Origin of the sequence: Anaerotalea alkaliphila, from assembly GCF_010179735.1 — a bacterium.
Taxonomy (GTDB): Bacteria; Bacillota; Clostridia; order Lachnospirales; family Vallitaleaceae; genus Anaerotalea; species Anaerotalea alkaliphila.
In genome coordinates this window covers 1-17857 of the sequence record NZ_JAAEEH010000047.1, presented here as the reverse complement: position 1 = coordinate 17857, position 17857 = coordinate 1, and the positions used below count along the sequence as shown (strand labels likewise).

21 protein-coding genes are annotated in these 17857 nt (G+C 41.9%); all 21 read right to left on the bottom strand.

Annotated features, from left to right (window positions below):
- Window positions 1-108: 108 nt before the first annotated feature.
- The 21 genes from GXN74_RS12760 to GXN74_RS12660 all read right to left on the bottom strand — a co-directional run bounded on the left by GXN74_RS12760 (window position 109) and on the right by GXN74_RS12660 (window position 17722).
- Complete coding sequence (locus GXN74_RS12760; RefSeq protein ID WP_162371324.1) at window positions 109-1314, bottom strand: phage portal protein; 1206 nt, start codon at window positions 1312-1314, stop codon at window positions 109-111.
- A 19-nt stretch (window positions 1315-1333) separates the two neighbouring features.
- Entirely contained in the window at window positions 1334-2890 is a 1557-nt protein-coding gene (locus GXN74_RS12755) for a terminase large subunit (RefSeq protein ID WP_162371323.1), read from the bottom strand.
- 20 nt (window positions 2891-2910) lie between these two features.
- Window positions 2911-3423 carry a phage terminase small subunit P27 family gene (locus GXN74_RS12750; RefSeq protein ID WP_162371322.1) on the bottom strand — a complete coding sequence of 171 codons (513 nt, stop codon included), beginning with the start codon at window positions 3421-3423 and terminating at the stop codon, window positions 2911-2913.
- A gap of 60 nt (window positions 3424-3483) precedes the next feature.
- Window positions 3484-4566 (bottom strand): Fic family protein, encoded by a 1083-nt coding sequence (locus tag GXN74_RS12745; protein ID WP_425481859.1) that lies wholly within the window; start codon window positions 4564-4566, stop codon window positions 3484-3486.
- Window positions 4567-4796: 230 nt separating this feature from the next.
- Window positions 4797-5006: a gamma-glutamylcyclotransferase gene (locus GXN74_RS12740; RefSeq protein ID WP_162371321.1), complete on the bottom strand. Its 210-nt coding sequence runs from the start codon at window positions 5004-5006 to the stop codon at window positions 4797-4799.
- Between the two features lie 13 nt (window positions 5007-5019).
- A complete protein-coding gene (locus GXN74_RS12735) occupies window positions 5020-5208 on the bottom strand; it encodes a hypothetical protein (protein WP_162371320.1) in 189 nt (62 codons plus the stop codon).
- The gene (locus GXN74_RS12730; protein WP_162371319.1) at window positions 5198-6019 is read right to left on the bottom strand and encodes a hypothetical protein; all 822 of its coding nucleotides are present in this window, start codon (window positions 6017-6019) and stop codon (window positions 5198-5200) included. The genes GXN74_RS12735 and GXN74_RS12730 overlap by 11 nt, the downstream gene beginning before the upstream one ends.
- A 172-nt stretch (window positions 6020-6191) precedes the next feature.
- Window positions 6192-6695, bottom strand: coding sequence for a hypothetical protein (locus GXN74_RS14870; RefSeq protein WP_343032823.1), 504 nt, complete (start codon window positions 6693-6695; stop codon window positions 6192-6194).
- Between the two features lie 290 nt (window positions 6696-6985).
- Complete coding sequence (locus GXN74_RS12720; RefSeq protein WP_162371325.1) at window positions 6986-8230, bottom strand: site-specific DNA-methyltransferase; 1245 nt, start codon at window positions 8228-8230, stop codon at window positions 6986-6988.
- A 310-nt stretch (window positions 8231-8540) separates the two neighbouring features.
- Window positions 8541-8909, bottom strand: coding sequence for an HNH endonuclease (locus tag GXN74_RS12715; protein WP_162371318.1), 369 nt, complete (start codon window positions 8907-8909; stop codon window positions 8541-8543).
- 100 nt (window positions 8910-9009) lie between these two features.
- Entirely contained in the window at window positions 9010-9351 is a 342-nt protein-coding gene (locus tag GXN74_RS12710) for a helix-turn-helix domain-containing protein (RefSeq protein ID WP_162371317.1), read from the bottom strand.
- A 62-nt stretch (window positions 9352-9413) separates the two neighbouring features.
- A complete protein-coding gene (locus tag GXN74_RS12705) occupies window positions 9414-10367 on the bottom strand; it encodes a nucleotidyl transferase AbiEii/AbiGii toxin family protein (RefSeq protein ID WP_162371316.1) in 954 nt (317 codons plus the stop codon).
- Window positions 10360-11118 carry a hypothetical protein gene (locus GXN74_RS12700; protein WP_162371315.1) on the bottom strand — a complete coding sequence of 253 codons (759 nt, stop codon included), beginning with the start codon at window positions 11116-11118 and terminating at the stop codon, window positions 10360-10362. Before GXN74_RS12700 ends, GXN74_RS12705 begins: the two co-directional genes overlap by 8 nt.
- 337 nt (window positions 11119-11455) lie before the next feature.
- The gene (locus tag GXN74_RS12695; RefSeq protein ID WP_162371314.1) at window positions 11456-11875 is read right to left on the bottom strand and encodes a DUF1492 domain-containing protein; all 420 of its coding nucleotides are present in this window, start codon (window positions 11873-11875) and stop codon (window positions 11456-11458) included.
- A complete protein-coding gene (locus GXN74_RS12690) occupies window positions 11875-12108 on the bottom strand; it encodes a hypothetical protein (RefSeq protein ID WP_162371313.1) in 234 nt (77 codons plus the stop codon). Before GXN74_RS12690 ends, GXN74_RS12695 begins: the two co-directional genes overlap by 1 nt.
- On the bottom strand, window positions 12105-12530 hold the full coding sequence (locus tag GXN74_RS12685; protein ID WP_162371312.1) for a DUF7768 domain-containing protein: 426 nt from the start codon (window positions 12528-12530) through the stop codon (window positions 12105-12107). The genes GXN74_RS12690 and GXN74_RS12685 overlap by 4 nt, the downstream gene beginning before the upstream one ends.
- The gene (locus GXN74_RS12680; RefSeq protein WP_162371311.1) at window positions 12517-13935 is read right to left on the bottom strand and encodes an SNF2-related protein; all 1419 of its coding nucleotides are present in this window, start codon (window positions 13933-13935) and stop codon (window positions 12517-12519) included. The genes GXN74_RS12685 and GXN74_RS12680 overlap by 14 nt, the downstream gene beginning before the upstream one ends.
- Window positions 13907-14197 (bottom strand): VRR-NUC domain-containing protein, encoded by a 291-nt coding sequence (locus GXN74_RS12675; RefSeq protein ID WP_162371310.1) that lies wholly within the window; start codon window positions 14195-14197, stop codon window positions 13907-13909. Before GXN74_RS12675 ends, GXN74_RS12680 begins: the two co-directional genes overlap by 29 nt.
- A gap of 175 nt (window positions 14198-14372) precedes the next feature.
- Window positions 14373-16622, bottom strand: a complete 2250-nt coding sequence (locus GXN74_RS12670; protein ID WP_162371309.1) for a phage/plasmid primase, P4 family — start codon at window positions 16620-16622, stop codon at window positions 14373-14375.
- Window positions 16619-17527, bottom strand: a complete 909-nt coding sequence (locus GXN74_RS12665) for a hypothetical protein (RefSeq protein WP_162371308.1) — start codon at window positions 17525-17527, stop codon at window positions 16619-16621. Before GXN74_RS12665 ends, GXN74_RS12670 begins: the two co-directional genes overlap by 4 nt.
- Entirely contained in the window at window positions 17528-17722 is a 195-nt protein-coding gene (locus tag GXN74_RS12660) for a hypothetical protein (protein ID WP_162371307.1), read from the bottom strand.
- Window positions 17723-17857 lie beyond the last annotated feature (135 nt).

Here is a 17857-nt window from a genome sequence, read left to right as displayed (position 1 = left end):
TGTTAAGTTCTTTTCAACAAACTAAATTTTATCATTAAAAATAGTGGCGAAATGTAAGTGGTTTATAGAGTACTCATATTCAAATTATGATCAACTCAACATTATCACTTACTTTCCATAATAAGCCCCGGCCATCTTAAGGGGTAACATATTGCCATTTACAAGATAAAGGTCTCCACCATCTTCTCCCGAGATTGGATCCATGTTCTCCATACGCCTGACATCATTGACGGAGAAGAACCCGTTCTGAATACCGATGGCGTATCCATCCATCCTGGATTTGTAATCCCCACGCATAAGGGCCGATGCGTTGAAGGATACAAAACACTGGCCCTTCTCTTTTTCAAGAAAGAGTGTCCGGTTCATAGCCTGCTCAAGTCTCACAAGCCATGGCCTGATGGTATGGACCACAAAACTGATGGACTGGTTTTCAATGTTACTGAATGAACTCTTACTAAGATCTGCCACCATATGAGGCGGCACCTGAAAGATTCTACAGATCTCTTCAATCTGAAACTTTCTGGTCTCTAAAAACTGGGCATCGGAGTTTGGCATACTGATGGCTTGGTACTGAAGACCATCTTCAAGGACAGCTACCTTGTTGCTATTGTTAATGCCACCGTATGCTGCCTGCCAGGCATCCCTTACTTTGGCAGGATCCTTAATGGTTCCTGAAGTTGAAAGAATTCCGCTTGGCGTGGCATTGTTGGCAAAGAACCTGCCGCCATATTCTTCAGCAGCAATGTTCAGTCCGATGGCATTTTTTGCGAGAGCCACCGGTGAGTAACCCATGACCCCATCAAAGCCAAGTCCTGGTACATGAAGCACATCCTCTGGACCGAGATAATGGGTGGTGGTGTCTTTCCTATAAGCATAGTAGAGCTTTCCATTTTTATCTCTATCCACCGTCATCTTGTCAGGCAGCAGAGGATACAGATGCATCACTTCACCTTTACCATTTCGAATGATCTGGCAGTAGGCATTCCCCCATAACAGTAGATGTGTCAACATGGTTTCCCGGAGGGTAAAGGATGTCATCTCCGGATTGGGTTCATCATGCAAAACCTTATAAAGCGGATGGGTGTACATCTTTTCTTTGCCGTCCCCTTTATACTGATAGGTATGAAGGGGTAAAGATGCTACTGTTTCTGCAATGATTCTCACACAAGCAAAGACTGCTGTGGTTTGCATGGAACTTCGCTCATTGACAATTTTCCCTGATACGCTTTGTCCCATATAAAAGTTTGGTGCACTGCTGACACTATCTGTCGGTTCTGCCCTTGCCTTAAAGAGCCATTTAAAAAAGTTCGCCATAATCTATGTTCACCCCCTTCTATCCTAAAATAATCATGTCGCGTTCATCATAAATGGATCCATCATCATCCGGTGGATTCACTGTTGCTCTGGCAAGGCCCATGATCATGGCCACAATACCATCGATCTTTTCTGAGGACTTTTCCTTATCCACCTTGATATTACCTGCTGGGTCTGTCCTGACCACAATGTTATCTGCCATCCACCGAAGAACCGGATGACCGCCATGAGCAATCTGTTTACTGAGTGTCAGCCGCATGAGGTCTTTTGTCGGTGGAGACATATCCTTAAATCCCTGCCCAAAAGGTATGACTGTAAATCCCATCCCCTCAAGGTTTTGACTCATTTGTGTGGCGCCCCAACGGTCATAGACGATCTCTCTTATGTTGTACTTTTCACCAAGGCGCTCAATAAACTTCTCGATGAATCCATAATGGACCACATTTCCTTCCGTGAGATTTAAGAGTCCCTGTCTGTGCCATATGTCATAGGGAACGCTATCTCTTTTTACCCGCTGATGTAGGGTCTCCTCCGGAAGCCAGAAGTATGGGATCACCTGAAACTTATCTCCCTCTTCTAATGGAGGGAACACCAGCACAAAGGCTGTGATGTCACTGGTTGAGGACAGGTCAAGACCTCCGTAGCAGACTCGCCCTTTCAGCTCTTCCGGGTCTATCGTGTAGTTACAAAGGTCCCACTTATCCATGGGCATCCATTTGATTTCCTGCTTTAACCACATGTTCAGTCTCAGCTGTTTAAACAGAGCAAGATCTGCTGGGTCGTCTTTCACCTGATTGTAATGTTCCCTGACTCTCTCTATCGTAATGGTATGGCCAAGACTTGGGTTGGCCTTATACCAGTTGTTTTCGTCTTCGATATCCGCATCGTCCTCAAGCCCATAGATGATGGCCAGGAATGTGGGATCTACTCTCCTGCCTTCCAGTATGTCTTTCGCCTTTTGATGCATCTCCCAGCCATAGCCAGAAAGTTGATTCCCGGCGGTGGTGAGGTATAAAAAGAGTGGCTGGGTTCTGGCATCCCCGGAACCAGTGGTCAGCATCTTTGCAAGGTCTGGATTCGGATAGGTCCAGATCTCATCAAGGATAACGCAGGAAGCATTGATACCTGATTTTGATTTAACATCGGAGCTTAGAACTTGATAAAAGCTTCCTGTCTTTGGATAAGTTATTCGTTTCGTCGATCTCACAAGGTTCGTAACTTTTGAGAGGGTAGGATTTCCTTCCACAAAGTTCATGCTGGTATTAAAAATGATGCTGGCCTGTTGTCTGTCGCAGGCAGCTACATACACCTCTGCGTTGGGTTCTCCATCAGCTAAAAGCATGTAAAGGGCAATGGCTGCACCCAGCTCTGATTTACCGTTTTTCTTGCCAATCTCCACATAGGCGGTGCGGTATTGACGGGTTCCGTCTTCTCGCAAGGTTCCAAAGAGGCGCCTCACCAGATCCTTCTCCCAGGGGAGTAACTTAAAAGGCTGACCGGCCCACTTGCCTTTGGTCAGCTTCAGTTGTTCGATAAAGTTTATGGCGTGGTTGGCATGGGCTTCACTAAATGGCATAGGCGTCTCCCCCTTTCGATTTACTCATCATGATTTTTATTTAGAAGGTCCTCCGCCCTTGGTACATTGGATAGCAGCTCTTCCATGGCATCGCCTTCGATGGTGTTACCACTGTTATTGATATTGAGCCTACTTCTTGCCGATGGACTTAAGCCCAGTTCTGAGCAAAAGTTTCTCATCTGCTTTAGGTTCTGCTGCGCAATAGAGACTTGAGGAATCTGCTGAATATATCCTGAAGCGGTCTTTAAAATGGATCCATGCTTTGAGATGAATTCTTCTGCTTCCTTCCATCTAGCATAGGCTTGACAGTACCCTGCAAAAGCTGCCATATCCACCTCAGTCAGAAGTCCCATGGTTTCCAGTTCTTTCGATAGTCTTCTCCATTCCTTCTTGGCATCTGGTTCCAGCCATGACGGGCACTTGGGTGCTCTTTGTTTGGGTTTTGGTTCATTTTTATTCAGTGGTCTTTTTCCAGGATTACCTTCCAGCTCTTTGACCGCTGTAGGTTTTGGTGGTCTTCCTCTACCTGCCATAACTTTCACCTCCTTTATTTACTGCAAAGAAAAAAGACCCGAAGGTCTTTGTTCAATCTTTTAGTTTTCTTCTGGTCCCTCATAGTCTGAGTTCTTAATGTATGTGGTGCCTCTACCGGATCCGACCTTTTGGATGTATCCCTCTTTCAATAAATCGGAAAGTGCTTTTTCAATGGTTGTGACACTGATATCAGGATAAATATCTGCAATCTCTCTCTTTGAAAGTTTACCAACCTTCTTATCAAATAGGTCCCTCACTCTTTCTGATTTACCCATTTTATCTACAGCTACAGTTTCTATCCTATCAGAGAAGTCCTTATAGGCCTTCAATAAAACACTACAGTAGTACTTCACAAAAGGTAGATAACTGTTCTCATTTTCATGCCATCCTATGGAACTTTCTTGTAGGGTTTCATAATAACTTTCCTTCGTGCTTTCAATCAGCATCTCCACACTGATATACTTTCCAACAATATAGCCTTGTTGGTAGAGAAGTAGCAGTGTTAGGAGTCTACTCATCCTTCCATTTCCATCATTAAAAGGATGAATACTTAGAAAATCCAATACAAACTTTGATATTAGAATTAAGGGGTCAATTCTCCCCTCATTAATGGCCTCATGATAGGCACTACATAAGTTCTCTACTGCTTCTGGCGTTTCAAAAGCGGACAAGGGCTTAAACCGAATTCGACGAGTACCTTTCTCATCCACTTCTTCAATGACATTGTCTTGATTTTTATATCGTCCCCCATTGGTGGACGGATGAAAACTATAAAGGTCCCTGTGCAATTGTAAAATCACACTTGATCTCAGGGTAATATAATCGTAATTCTCATGAATTGTATTTAGAACTTCCCTATAACCGGCAATTTCCTCTTCATCTCTATTCATAGGTTCTGCCTTTTTTGAAACCAGTTCTTCAAGCCTGGCATCGGAAGTAAAGATCCCTTCAATTCGATTGGACGCACCGGTACTTTGAATTTTTGCTACCTCCAACATGGCCTTGAGAATATCTGGTTTAGCCCTCACGAACAGTTCTTGCTTTCCTTTAAACTCATGTATTTTCGATACTAGATTCATGATCTCGGGGACCATTAATTCACTGTTCATTTCTCTGTAATTAAACTCTTTCACTATTATCACCTACCTACTCTCTATTCTATGTGCATAATTTTATCATCATTATATGCAGATAGCAAATAAAATATGCAGATAATCTCGCTATTGGTTCTAGATATCCCACAAGAAACTGCCTATCCCTTTGCGTTAATGCATATAATCTACTTCAATATATGCATATAGCTTGATAAAAGAGGTAGATCTTGTCCTTATAAGCAAACTACTCCTTATTAAAACAAGTTAAGGATCATTGGTTACTTCCCACGAACCCCTTTGTAGTTAAAGTTCCCTTTTTTAATCTCTTCATGATCTGCATCCACAGCTCTTTTGTATTCAGGGTCTTTTGTTTCCTTCTCTTTGCAACTCATGCAGATGCACTGCTCATTGAACATGGACATGGTTCGCCCACCTTCTAAGCTACCACCGCAGCGGTCACAGTGTTTCTGACTGAAAAATCGGTCCATCTATCCACACCTCCTACTCCACATCCACGTATTCCATCAACATGACCAGGGCCTCATCATAGCTCTTGGCTTCAGTTGTAATGCGCTTTACCATTTCATCGGCCTTTTCAGGCTCCCCAGCTTCCTTTAGGGTGCGTGATACAATCCCCATGAGATTAAAGATGTTACCATCTTCTCCAATGAGTCTGCATTTAGGTTTCATCGCTTTCACCCACCTTTCTGAAAGCACCACTGCCTTCCAGGTTCTTAAGAAGTGTCTTTCTGGTTTCCTTATACTCCGGACCATTCATCCCAATGCGAATCAGCCAGGTTCTAAGAGCATACTTGGGATTATCATCCTGAGCCTGTTTGTAGGATGCGCGATTTAAGGTTATTCCGGAGTTCGCTATGAGGACACATAGGTCTTGAAATGCTTTGATTCTTTCTGGATTCAGCTTTGAGCTGAAAAGTTTGAAAGTGAACGTCTGCTCTTCAAAATCAATCTCATATCCTGGACATCTGTCTGGTCCCAGTTCTTCAAAGGCTTCTTTAAGTCCCTGCAAATCTTTAATCTCAATCTTATTTAGATCTTCTGCAAATGTCTCGTCCATGAAGGCCGTCTCTGTTTCAAAGGCCATCATAATGAGTCGCTGCTTACTGTAAAGCATGTTGATGATATTCTTCAGGCTATCAGCTGTATGCTCTTCAAAATTCAGTTTGACTTCAACCCCTCCGAGATCTTCCAGGATCCTGTCCGCTCCTTCTCTCTGCGTTAATTCTGGAGCTGCTGCATCATCAATCGATGCTTGAATGTTTTGCTCTTGATTGACCGTGGGTTCTGATTCCATTTGCGGATTCAGAATCTCTTCCATGGTGATGGTCTCTCCATCTCCCCTGGTGATACCGCCATGTCTATCAATTGTGTAAACTTCGGTATTTGTCCTAATTTCATAATTAAAAGTTGGAACACTCAAGTATTTAGGTTTCACGCCAAAGTGCTCACCCAGTTGTTTGATCATTTCTTTCCGGTCCATTTTCATACCTCCTCTAAGTTTTGGTACTTACATATATCACTCTAAACACAGGATATAGCAAGGTATTTAACCGGCTTTTCAACCATAAATGCTCCAAATTATCCGCACTGCTGTAGCGATGCCTATAATTTAATGAACTATCTAAAAAAGGGCTGCTTGCCCTTCTTCAGTCTTAAAGTTCAAGGCCCGTGTACCGTGGGTAGTCGTAATTTTCCGTATTTACCAGGACCTTCTCTCCGCTGTCGATGTTTACGACTCGGATGCATCTGATTTTACCGTCTTGGTCCATCCCACCATCTTCATGTGAAATCCATGGCTGATCTTTTAAGAAGTCCTGGGCAAAATCTCTGAACTCATCATCCTTTAGAATCACTTCTTTTGTGATGATGTAAGACTGCCCTTTCTTTCCTTCTTTGATGGCTTGATGGGTGAGTTCTTTAAGCTCTACCAGGTCACGCACCTTTCTACCGAATAATGCTTTCATCACTTTCTCGCCTCCCACTCTTTTAAAATACCCTGTTTCAAGAAATTCCTCCACCTCACCCGGTGTGTAGATCAGGCATTCATCATCGGTTTCTTCAATGGGTGCCAAGATAAAGTCCCGATCCCATTTCCCAGCGATCTCATAAACCTTACCCCTTTTGTTTTCTAACCTGTCTTTCTTCTGAATCATCATTTCCTTGACCTCCTTGCATTTTGTTTGCTTTTGGTACTACCATATATCACTCGAAATCTACATAATAGCAAGTACTATCTTAAGAAATGACGATTCTTTTTTTACTTCAAATCCTTCTTTTACCATTTCAAACAGCATATCCTGTAGCGGCACTACAGGACCCTTTATATTTTGAGACTTCTTTAAAGTCTTCATCGCTAACCAATACTCTCTTTCCTTGAGTAATCTGTATTTCTTTCAATCTAACAACCCCATTAAATAGAAAAAGAGCGATTAGCCAAAGCTATCAGCTACTGCTCTTTTCCTAATTCACTATATTTGATTTTCTCGCCATCTCTTAATAGAAATACATCTTCATCAGAATTCCTGTGTTCTAGAGAATACTGATAAAACCTTTTCACAATGACATCTGCAAATTTTTCATCAAGCTCAGCTGTATAACAAATCCTATCTGTTTCTTCACAGGCAATTAACGTGCTACCCGACCCTCCAAACGGATCTATAACAATAGAATTTACACTAGAGCTATTCTTTATTGGGTAAGCTATTAAGGGAACTGGTTTCATAGTACTATGAAGTTCGCTCCTTGAAGGTTTGTCGAAATTCCAGACTGTTGTCTCTGATCTTCCTGCATACCATTTATGTTTTCCTTTTTTCTTCCAACCAAAGAGGCAAGGCTCATGTTTCCACTGATAGGGAGACCTTCCTAATACTAGCGATTGCTTCACCCACTGGCAGACTCCTGAAAGATAAAACCCTGCATCCTGAAAAGCCCTTCTAAAAATATGGCCTTTTGTATCTGCGTGGAATATATAAATTGATGCGTCATTAGCCATATAATTTTCCATATTAGTAAAGGCATCTAGTAGAAACTTATAAAACTCCTCGTCTTGGAGGTTATCATTTTTTATAGTTCCTTGGCTTCCATCGTATGAAACCCCATACGGTGGATCTGTCACCACCAGATTCCCTTTCTTTCCATCCATCAGTTTTTCATAGGTCTCAGCTTTCGTACTATCGCCACAAATAAGGCGGTGTTTTCCTAAAATCCAAATATCTCCTTGTTTTGATATAGGTTCTTCTTCTAGTGCCGCATCAAGGTCAAAATCATCCTCGTTAACATCCTTATCGTGAACCTGGCTAAAGAGGTCTTCAATCTCTGCAGCATCAAAACCGGTAAGGGTCACATCGAAGTCCTGTGCTTCCAGATCTTTAATCAGATCAGCCAAAGCTTCAAACTCCCAATCGCCTGTGACTTTGTTAAGAGCCACATTGAGTGCCTTTTCCCTTTCGGCGCTCATCTTAACAATGACGCACTCCACTTCCGTGTGACCTTCCTCTAAAAGAACCTTATACCGCTGGTGGCCGCCAACAATATTTCCTGTTTCCTCATTCCAGATGATTGGCTCTACATATCCGAACTCCGTCATAGACCTTTTCAGCTTTTCATAAGCAGGATCTCCGGGCTTCAAATCTTTTCTTGGGTTATATTCTGCCGGGTTGATATCCGTTACCGGCACTTTTCTTATGATCATGTCCTGTTTCATCAGATTCCCTCCGTTTCTTGGCATTAAAAAAGCCCTAGACCGAGGTCTATAGGCTAAAGCTTACAAAAAATAATGGAAAAACACCTGTATTTCAAGGTTGTAATGCATTCACTTTGATTAAGTTTCTTGTTTACTCATGGGGCGCTACATCCCACTATTCATGCGATTTCCAGGAGATTCTCTCCCCTTGAATATTGCGCATGAATTTTGGGATATACCCCCCTTTGGATTTTCGCGATTTTTCACAAAAGACCCTGGCGCGTTGTCGTTCCAACAGGTCTGTGGAGATTCAGACCCCCTACCCCCTCGTGGGTTTCGGAGCATTTCCAAAGCCTCCATCTTCTTCAGCAGTCTTCTTGGAGTGACAGCTCTTACAAAGGGGCTGCCAGTTGTTTTTGTTCCAGAAGAGCTTCCGGTCACCGCCATGGGGCTTGATATGGTCCACCTCTGTTGCCGGAGTGAGTCTTCCTTCCCTTTTGCAGTGAACACACAGGGGATGCTTCTTAAGAAACTCCTTGCTGGCCTTTCGCCACTGGTAGGTGTACATCTTAGAGCTTCGATCATTTTGAACCTTGATCATTTCTTTCCTGTGCTTGTCACAGTATCTATCGTGGGTCAGGGATTGACATCCAGGATAGTTACAGATGCGCTTTGGTTTCCAGGGCATCAAGTTCACCTCCCGTTTTTGTTTGCAATAAAAAAGACCAACGTTTAGTTGATCTATAACTTTCAATCTCAAATAAATGATAGCTTCATATATTCTTTTCTCATCTAGAATTTATCTGATTGTGCAGTTTCTCATGAGCTGAAAAGACTTTGACAATTTCTTGTACTTTTCCTACTGATTCAACAATAGCTGTATCCATATTTTCTTCTCTGAATAGAGTTATTAAATCCTTATTCTCCGTAACAGCTTTTGTAATTTCATCTGTTGGAATTCTAAAACTGTCTGCGATTTTCTTTATGATATCATAAGAAATGTCCCCCTGACCCCTTTCCATAAGACTATATCTGTGTGCAGTGATGTTCAGAATCTCCGCCATCTTTTCCTGGCTGATCTTATGATTTATACGCAGGATTTTAATCCTACTTCCAATTGAATAACTCACAACAATCCCTCCTGAAACGATTCTATTAATACCATTAATGATGTCGGTTTGAACGTATTAAACTATTTTTCTTTCTTCTGCATTGTTTTCCATATGGCCATTGGATGCGCTTTGATATTTTCCAAAAGACTATCCTTAAACAACAACTCAGGTCTATATTTACCATCATCAAAAGCTTCTAAGTATTCACGATGTTTCGGCCCTATATGAATACTTTTTGATAGAAATCCTTTTACTTTAGATTTTGCTAAATCCAAATCAAGTCTCTCACTCTTTATTAACATAGGATATAGATTCTTATAAACTGTCTTTTCTTTAAGCTCATCGACCCTGTCAGGAGAAAAAGTTAACTTCCCAGGTTCGCCGGTGATTGATCCATAAAAGACAAGGGACTTACAAAATATCTCATAATCTTCTTCTGAGAGAAGACCGTACCGATCAACATTGTAAATGTCATAAAAATCCCTTGCGGCTAGTCGGTTAAATAACGCTGCTGTTTTAGAAGCTAACAGCTCAATACTGTTTAATGTCCGTACTTCACCCGACAATCCAAAGATATTAGTATTCATTTTTCTCAGGACAGGCGAATATACGTGATGCCGTAATGAATAATTGGTTTCAATTTTTATGTTATCAGGATTTCCGGCATTGTTTTGATAAACAGCGACAATAGATTCCAGGGCAAAATAATCTTTTGATTTTTGAGAAATATGATATCCTTCTCGCTCTAAATATCCATACAATAATTCTCTAACCCTGCCTCTTTCTTCCAGAACTATTTCTCGGCTATCGTAAGAGTGAAAATCAAGATCGATATCAACAGATAACCTTGGTAAATTAAAAACTGTAAGATTTAACGCTGTCCCACCTTTTAAGATTAATCGATCCCTTAAAAAAGCGTTGCCATTTATATATTCCAGGATGACAATTAAACGGTGTACCTTCTCGATGACATCTTTATGAAACCCTGTGTTCTCGGAAATTTTGAGATAGTACTTCCTGTCTGGATTAAACAAATATATCACCCTCTTCCTGTAATGTTCTAGGAACGATTAAACCCCATCTTTTAACAAAAACACCATTCCCGTTTAAAGCTTCTTCACTTAGATACTTTTTCATCTTACCGGTTCTTTTTTCCATTAAGCTCAATAAATCTTCCTTTATTCCCAATGATTCCTGGTGTCGTTCAAAGAAGTAACCCGCTTTTTTATAAAGAACTTTTTTATTATACGTCTCAAGATAAGCAAGAAGCTTTGTTTCATCAAGAATCGGACATATTTTTAGTATTTCATCCAATTCGTACAGGCCTCCGCAGTAATCCGGCCTATCGATAGAGTCAACAACCGTTCTTTCAAGATCGGTGAGTTTAATTGTGCTATTTAACCGATAATTTGTAACACCAGATCCTATTCCTCGACCAACATACTTGTACGATACACCCTCATAAACAAAATCAGATATTTTACTTTCAGAGGCAACATAAACAACAAAGCCTACTTGATGAGCTAGCCCATGTAACTCAAAAGCAGAATGATACGTCAAATAGGCACTTTCATTGATTTTACTTCCTATGAGGTAACGATCGGCTGTAGCTTCTCTGTTTTCTAAATGAACAGTACAATATAAATTTCGGCGCACCCGCTTAACAAGGCCTTTTTTAATATAATTGTTTAAAAGCACCTTGGCGTTTTCTGCACTGCCAACAACTTTTTTTGCTTCGCTCAGGTTAAATACCTCCAGCTTTAAAAAATCTTCATAGTATTTCACATTTATCACCCAGTTCCTAATTAGTATTGCAGGTTAATCATATTGTTAACTTTACAGCTTTATTTAATACCATTATAAATCTAGTTCTTTATTTTTGCAACAAGTTAATCAATAAATTAATTTTCCATTTCAAAAAGGAACTGAAATATTGCTTAGTAAGGTATAGAAAAAAGCTCCAGTTCATTAACCAGAGCCCTTGATCCAAGAATGCTGCGTTTCCTAAGAATCGAATCGATATAGCTTAGGCGTATGCTACAGCATATGGTGTTCTTGAATTTTTTTCTATACCTTTACACCATATACTATAGCACGGGTACCTACTGACATTCACTGACATTTACTGACACAATTTCATCCTTTCGAATTCTTTTAGGGCTTTTCCATGAATCCGATACACTGTTCTTGGATCATACCCCATAGAAGCTGCAATCTCATCCCAGCCTTTTCCGCTGAGATATCGAAGTTCAAGTAAGAGCTGTTGGTTGATATCATCCATCATGTTAATGGTATCTTGAATGTCTTTCTTGAGATCAACCAAGCGATCAATGTCAGCATTGATTTCATTTTCAAGGTCAATGACTTTCACAATGGTGCTTTCCATTTTGCTCTTCTCAATATTCCCACCGCAGATTTTTTCTTTGGTGAAGCTCGATGTTACTTTCATGGCTAGGCTCTTAAGCGTCCCCAGTTGCTCTAACTTACTATCAATCATCTGGTCAAGCCAAAGTGCCTGTGATAAATATTCCTTCGCATTCATTAGTCCACCTCCACTTCATCCAGCAGGTTCATCTTTCCTCCGTAATAAAGATCCATAATGTTCTTTCTTGTAGCTGGATCCAGGGAATTGATTCTTCTGAAGACTTTTTTCTGATCTTCTTCTGCTTCTACCTTTGTCTTAAAGAAGCAGCAACTCTTACCTTCGCACTTCTTCACTTTTAAAACGCCGCATTTACCATTTCGATAAGCAAAACACATCTTCTCATCTATCATCGAGGGGCACCTCCTGTTTCTTCACATTCCGTTGTAAAATACCTAATCGGTATGTTCCACCTCTTTGCTCTGGCAATCTCCACACTCATCCCCGAGGAGATTCGGTTCCCAAAGACCCAAAGCTCATGACACTTACTTAAGAGTATGAGTCCCATATCAATCCCTAACTGTCTTTCTTCAGGATCATCTTCTTCAAGGAACTGTGGGTACATCAAATGCGGAATGATAGGTACTGCTTTTTCAGTCACTGCAAATCTCCCAAACCTTCTCGCCCGTCTTGTATTGCCATCAATGTCACCAGCAAAAGGACTGCAGATGAAAACAATCTTTTTCTTTTGCTTCTTCTCTTTTTCAATATTGGATAAAGCCTCATAGGCTGTTGGATCTTTGTAACCTTCAGCATTGAATTTATTTACACTCATTGCTTCTTCCTCCATTTCTCAAATTATCAATTCTGGCCTTTACAGCTTCAATCAAAGCGTTCTGGCCGGTGTCTTTATTATCTAGAGCCAACATCACTCGCTGATCAATCGTGTCTTTTACTAAGATGTGATGTATGACTACAGTTTGTTTCTGGCCTTGTCGCCATAGTCTTGCGTTGGCTTGTTGGTATAGTTCTAGGCTCCAGGTAACACTAAACCATATGATAGTGGAGCCACCTTCTTGAAGATTGAGTCCATGCCCAGCTGATGCCGGATGGCAAAGGGCAATCTTCATCTCTCCCCGGTTCCATCTGGCAATGTCATCTGAGGTGTTGATGTCTCCTGCATCAAATCTCTCTTTAATTCGGTCACGTTCATGTCTGAATCCATAGTAGATCAGGACCGGTTTACCATTAGCTGCTTCTACAAGATCTTCTAAAGCATCCAGCTTCCTATCATGAATCTGGTGTACATCTTTGTACTCGTCATAGACTGTACCGCCCGACATCTGCAGTAACTTATTTGAAAGCACCGCCGCATTTGCAGCATCCACATCACTATCCTCTAGTGGAAGGAGCAAATCTCTTTCAAGCTTTCTATAAAGTTTCATTTCCTTTTCTGAAAGCTCCACCTCTACTTTGTTAAAGATGATTTCCGGCATTTTCAGATACTCTAGAGCTTTCATGCTGATGCAGATATCAGAAATCTTGTCGTAGATCTTTTCCTCTGCATCGTCGTTCAGAGCATAGTCTGTTGGTATGCCACCGTTCACATATTTCTGTGGGTGAAAATATCTACTTCGGTAACCACTGAAGGTTCTGCCAAGCCGCTCTCCACCGTCCAGAAGATAAATCTGGCTCCAAATATCCAGTAGTCCATTGGGTGCTGGGGTTCCGGTGAGTCCTACAATCCTTTTGATTTTGTGCCTTACCTTCTTCAGTGCTCTGAACCGTTTTGCTGATGGAGATTTGAAGCTTGAAATTTCATCGATAATTACCATGTCAAAGGGCCAGTCGTTTTTATAAAACTCAACGATCCACGGAACATTTTCTCTGTTGATGGTGTAGACATCTGCTTTTTTATAAAGGGCCATGGTTCTTTCCTTTGCACTGCCGAGGACTCTCGATACTCTTAAATCCTTTAGGTGCTTCCACTTCAAAACCTCATCCATCCAGGTGGTGTTCGCCACTCGTAGAGGAGCAATCACTAAGACCTTGGACACCTCAAACCGATCATGAAGCAGATCCATTAGAGCAGTCAGGGTGATGACACTTTTTCCGAGTCCCATATCCAGGAAAAGCCCTGCTGATTTGTTCTCAAGGATAAACTCGGTGCAGTGGGTCTGATATTCGTGAGGGTGATACGGTAGTCTTGATTTAGGTAGTACTATTTCTGGCAATGCCATCCACCACACCTCCTATATCTTCCGGGCTATCTAGGCAATAAACCAAAAACCCTAGCCCTTCCAGCTCACCTTTTCGCTTTATTTGATTTGGTCTCATCTTCTTTCCCGGTGCTTTCACCTCGACAAATCCCACTCTGCCACCGGGCAGAAGCACCAACCTGTCGGGCACACCATTTATTCCAGGGGAGATAAACTTAAAAGCTCTCCCTCCTCTTCTTTTCACTTCTTTTACGAGCATTAGCTCAAGTTCTTTTTCAGTCATATCTTTCTCCTCAACGCTTGTTATATCAACGTTTCTCATCAAAGGGTGACGGTCGGTGAAGGGTATCTCTATAACTTTATATATAGGGTTTTTTTTAGCCCTATAGAAAAGTCTTATATATGACCTGCATCGACCTTCACCTTTATAAGAAAACCGCTTATTTCTGGGATTTGATTTAAGCATCAAACTCAGACTTTATCCTTAAACCTTTAATCATCACACCTGATTTCGTCTTTCGCCTTTCAAACTCCGTCGCGTCCAAGGCAGTATAGAAATCAGCGGTACTCCTGGCAAACTCCCCTGTTCGAAAACAAAAAACCCGGTATTCGTTATACACTTCCCCGGATTTGGCACTGTAGGCCTCATCGATCTCACAACACTCCATCAGAAAATGGGAAAGCCAGTCGTTGTTTTCTTTGTAGGCTTCAATGGCCTCCTCCACTTTTTTAGGTGGATCCACTTTATAATGGGTCTTGATCACTTTTCTGGCACCCTCTATGATCCATGAGAGTATAGCACCACCGGCGTTCTCGAAAAGATAGTCACCGTAGTTCTTAATATCCTGGTTCCCTTCAATCTTCGCTGCGAAAGGAATGACAATGAGTCTTCGCCACGTCCCTTTATCAATGGCTCCCACCTTTGGCAGGTGGTTGGTGTAAAGGACCAGGGTATGGCTTGGAATATAACTAAAGGGATCCTTGTACTTTTTCTCTGCGTAAATCTCATCCGTAGAACAGAGCTGTTTGACATTAGAGGTGTTTAGCCTCATCCCTTCTTCCATCTCTGCTGCAATCAGTAGCCTTTTCCCCTTTGCCTCAGCCAGCTCCGGTTTCACATTTCTCCGGCATCCAACGGTCAGCATATCTGCCGATAGATTCCCACTGTAGGAACCAAGAACCCTTGAGACCACATTCCAGAAGGTGGACTTCCCGTTTCGCCCTTCACCATAGGCGATGATCAAGGCTTCCACATAGACTTTGCCGATGGCAGAAAGGCCTACGATCTTTTGAACATATTCAATGAGCTCTTTGTCTTTCATGAAAAATAGGTTCAGGGCAGCTTCCCATTTCTCTGCCCCATCACTTCCAGGATCCACCGCAGTCTGTTTGGTAATGTAATGAGCAGAGTTGTGTTCGATTGTCTCTCTCATCCCTTGGCGCAGATCATAGGTGGCGGAGGGTGTGTTTAATAAAAACTCATCTCCATCCAGAGTCTTTTGCTCGATCTCCAGCATGGGCCTCGCTTCTTTTAGAGCCGAGGCGATGTACTTTGAGTCTCTTCGTTTAATGGCATAGTTCCTGTAGGCGTTTGCCGCCTCGTATTTTTCAAAGGCATGGGCTTGCTTTTTATCAAAGCTGGTCACCGCTTTCTTTGGACCCATAGTGGCTAACAGATTTAAGGCGCCATTCTTTGACATCTCATCCATGGCCTTTTTGATTTCCTTTTCTGCTTCTTGCAGCTGCCTTGAGGTAAGGTCCTGGGCTACCGCTTGGGATTTTGGTTTTGACTCTTCCCAAAAGCTACCGTTGTATATGATGTAGTCTGTGGAAGGAGAGTAGCGGAGCACCTTCTCATATTCCCTCGCCAGGACCATGGCCTGTCCCACATCGGAGAAGTCTTCTGGTTTTAACAAAAGCTCTGCGTTATAAGCTTCAGGTGGGATATAGTCCTCTTGGGACGCTACCTTTTTCCAGAAATTCACCGCACTGCTCCAGATAAGTTTTAACTCCATCTCTTCAAGAGGTGGATTACACTTCTCCGCTTTTTTAAGAAACAGTTCATAAGCCTCATCTGTATTGCCGTAGCGCTTCATAATCTTTCCCGCATACTGTGACATGGCGTTATTGCGCTGGCCTTCCGGGATCTCGTCCTGCTCTTCGTCCAGGTTCATAAAGGCGGCGTCTGCTAGAAACTCGGTAATGCATCTATCCCCGTCATAAACGTCCACTTGCCGATTACTCGTTCCAAAGATCAGTCTGGCACTATCAAGGGCGTTGGTGTCAAAATAAGGAAAGGCCGATACGATCTCTTGTTTTAATCTGACATATTCATCTTTGTCCGTTGTTTCTGGTATTTTAAAGTACACATGAAACCTTGGCCGAGGAGACTTACCTCCCTTCTGTTTCATATGATTTCTGCTGTAGGTGACTGCAAAGGGAACATCGATAAATGTATTGGACACATCATCGGCAGTGACCCAATCCTTCGAATCATCCGAGTGGTCATTATCGCAATCAAGGACTACATTGTCCGCCTTTATGAAATTGACATTTTTCCGGTAGTTGTCTTTGTACTGGGCGGTCACGTGGTCAAAGCCGATGGCTCTTTCTAGGGACTGCTTATCTGTGATCACCGTCTTATGGGGATAAATGCAATTTGAAAGGTTGCCTGTGCAATCTGCTATATATAAAGTGAATTCAATCATTTCGTAACCCCCTCAATAAATCTGTATTCCTTCGGAGCATAGGCACCTTCCTTATGGCGGTCTTTGCCTTTGCGATAAGGCTGAACCCAGGTGCGTTTACCTGATTTATAATTTCTCCAGTGCCCTATCACTCCCCAGCTTGGGCAATTTATGGTTCTTTTTGCCGTATTCATCTCTTCCACGAACTTTTTCATTTCAATCTTGTTAACATTTATCACTTTTACTGCCCTTACTACATTGCGCTTTTTCTTCTTTCGCTTTCGACCATTTGTCAAAGGTTTTGATTTTTTAGGTTCTGTCCTTTTCGTAAACAGTGTTGGTCGGTCGTATAAAGCCTTTTGAATAGCCATATAAGCAAGCTTCATTCCACGTTCAAACTCAAGTGCTTCTTGCCTTCCAATGGTATAGAACTCAAGTAATGGATTTGTAGTACTGCTCCACACGGCCTTGCTAAATGTCCCCGTTATTTCTTTACCGTCATGTGATATCAGGTGAGGTCCTATTGTGATGACCTCATCCGCCAATTCGCCTTTGTTATTGATGAACACATAGGCATCTATAAGGGGTGTAAATATTTCAATTAACGCCTCAGCCTCCCCGTGTACTGTCTGTGATGGAGGAAGAATTGTCTTTCTAAAGCAAACTCTCGTTTCTTGACCCTTCTCAGTGCCAAAAATTCGTAAAGTAAATTCAGGCAGTGCGGGTTTTAGAATCAAGTCTGATCCGGCATAGGACATTCCATTCAATGGTTCTACGAGATTATTTAATTCTTCTTCGTTCATTTCTATTTGGTCGTAACCTCTCCAATCAAACGAACTTGACCATCGGTTTCCCCATGTTTTTAGCCTGGAATCATTCACATCAAAAATATTTGTTTCACAGCTAATAAATGTATCAAGATTCATTTAGCTCTCCTCCCTCCCTTCCAGTTCAATGCACTCCGGGCAAACATCTGCCCACTCACCACTCATTCGTTTACTCTTCCATCCAATATCGCCTTTAGCGTCTACCGCGTCTTGGAATGTCTCAAATTCCTCATCTGACCCGGCTCCGCATATATCGCAAATAAATGTATAGTTTCCATACTCTTTTGAGATCATCTATTTCTCCTCCTTGTAAGATATTGTTACGGGACAGATTAAGAAATCATCCCGAATGTTCCTTGAAAATGCAACTTTAATATTCGAATGAATCAACAGACACCACGTATTGAATTTCAACCATCTCATAGGTAT

Coding starts and splice junctions, on each gene's coding strand:
- GXN74_RS12760 (WP_162371324.1), bottom strand. CDS start 1,314: ATGGCGAACTTTTTTAAATGGCTCTTTAAGGCAAGGGCAGAACCGACA.
- GXN74_RS12755 (WP_162371323.1), bottom strand. CDS start 2,890: ATGCCATTTAGTGAAGCCCATGCCAACCACGCCATAAACTTTATCGAA.
- GXN74_RS12750 (WP_162371322.1), bottom strand. CDS start 3,423: ATGGCAGGTAGAGGAAGACCACCAAAACCTACAGCGGTCAAAGAGCTG.
- GXN74_RS12740 (WP_162371321.1), bottom strand. CDS start 5,006: ATGGACCGATTTTTCAGTCAGAAACACTGTGACCGCTGCGGTGGTAGC.
- GXN74_RS12735 (WP_162371320.1), bottom strand. CDS start 5,208: ATGAAACCTAAATGCAGACTCATTGGAGAAGATGGTAACATCTTTAAT.
- GXN74_RS12730 (WP_162371319.1), bottom strand. CDS start 6,019: ATGGACCGGAAAGAAATGATCAAACAACTGGGTGAGCACTTTGGCGTG.
- GXN74_RS14870 (WP_343032823.1), bottom strand. CDS start 6,695: ATGATGATTCAGAAGAAAGACAGGTTAGAAAACAAAAGGGGTAAGGTT.
- GXN74_RS12720 (WP_162371325.1), bottom strand. CDS start 8,230: ATGATCATAAGAAAAGTGCCGGTAACGGATATCAACCCGGCAGAATAT.
- GXN74_RS12715 (WP_162371318.1), bottom strand. CDS start 8,909: ATGCCCTGGAAACCAAAGCGCATCTGTAACTATCCTGGATGTCAATCC.
- GXN74_RS12695 (WP_162371314.1), bottom strand. CDS start 11,875: ATGAATGCGAAGGAATATTTATCACAGGCACTTTGGCTTGACCAGATG.
- GXN74_RS12690 (WP_162371313.1), bottom strand. CDS start 12,108: ATGATAGATGAGAAGATGTGTTTTGCTTATCGAAATGGTAAATGCGGC.
- GXN74_RS12685 (WP_162371312.1), bottom strand. CDS start 12,530: ATGAGTGTAAATAAATTCAATGCTGAAGGTTACAAAGATCCAACAGCC.
- GXN74_RS12680 (WP_162371311.1), bottom strand. CDS start 13,935: ATGGCATTGCCAGAAATAGTACTACCTAAATCAAGACTACCGTATCAC.
- GXN74_RS12675 (WP_162371310.1), bottom strand. CDS start 14,197: ATGACTGAAAAAGAACTTGAGCTAATGCTCGTAAAAGAAGTGAAAAGA.
- GXN74_RS12670 (WP_162371309.1), bottom strand. CDS start 16,622: ATGATTGAATTCACTTTATATATAGCAGATTGCACAGGCAACCTTTCA.
- GXN74_RS12665 (WP_162371308.1), bottom strand. CDS start 17,527: ATGAATCTTGATACATTTATTAGCTGTGAAACAAATATTTTTGATGTG.
- GXN74_RS12660 (WP_162371307.1), bottom strand. CDS start 17,722: ATGATCTCAAAAGAGTATGGAAACTATACATTTATTTGCGATATATGC.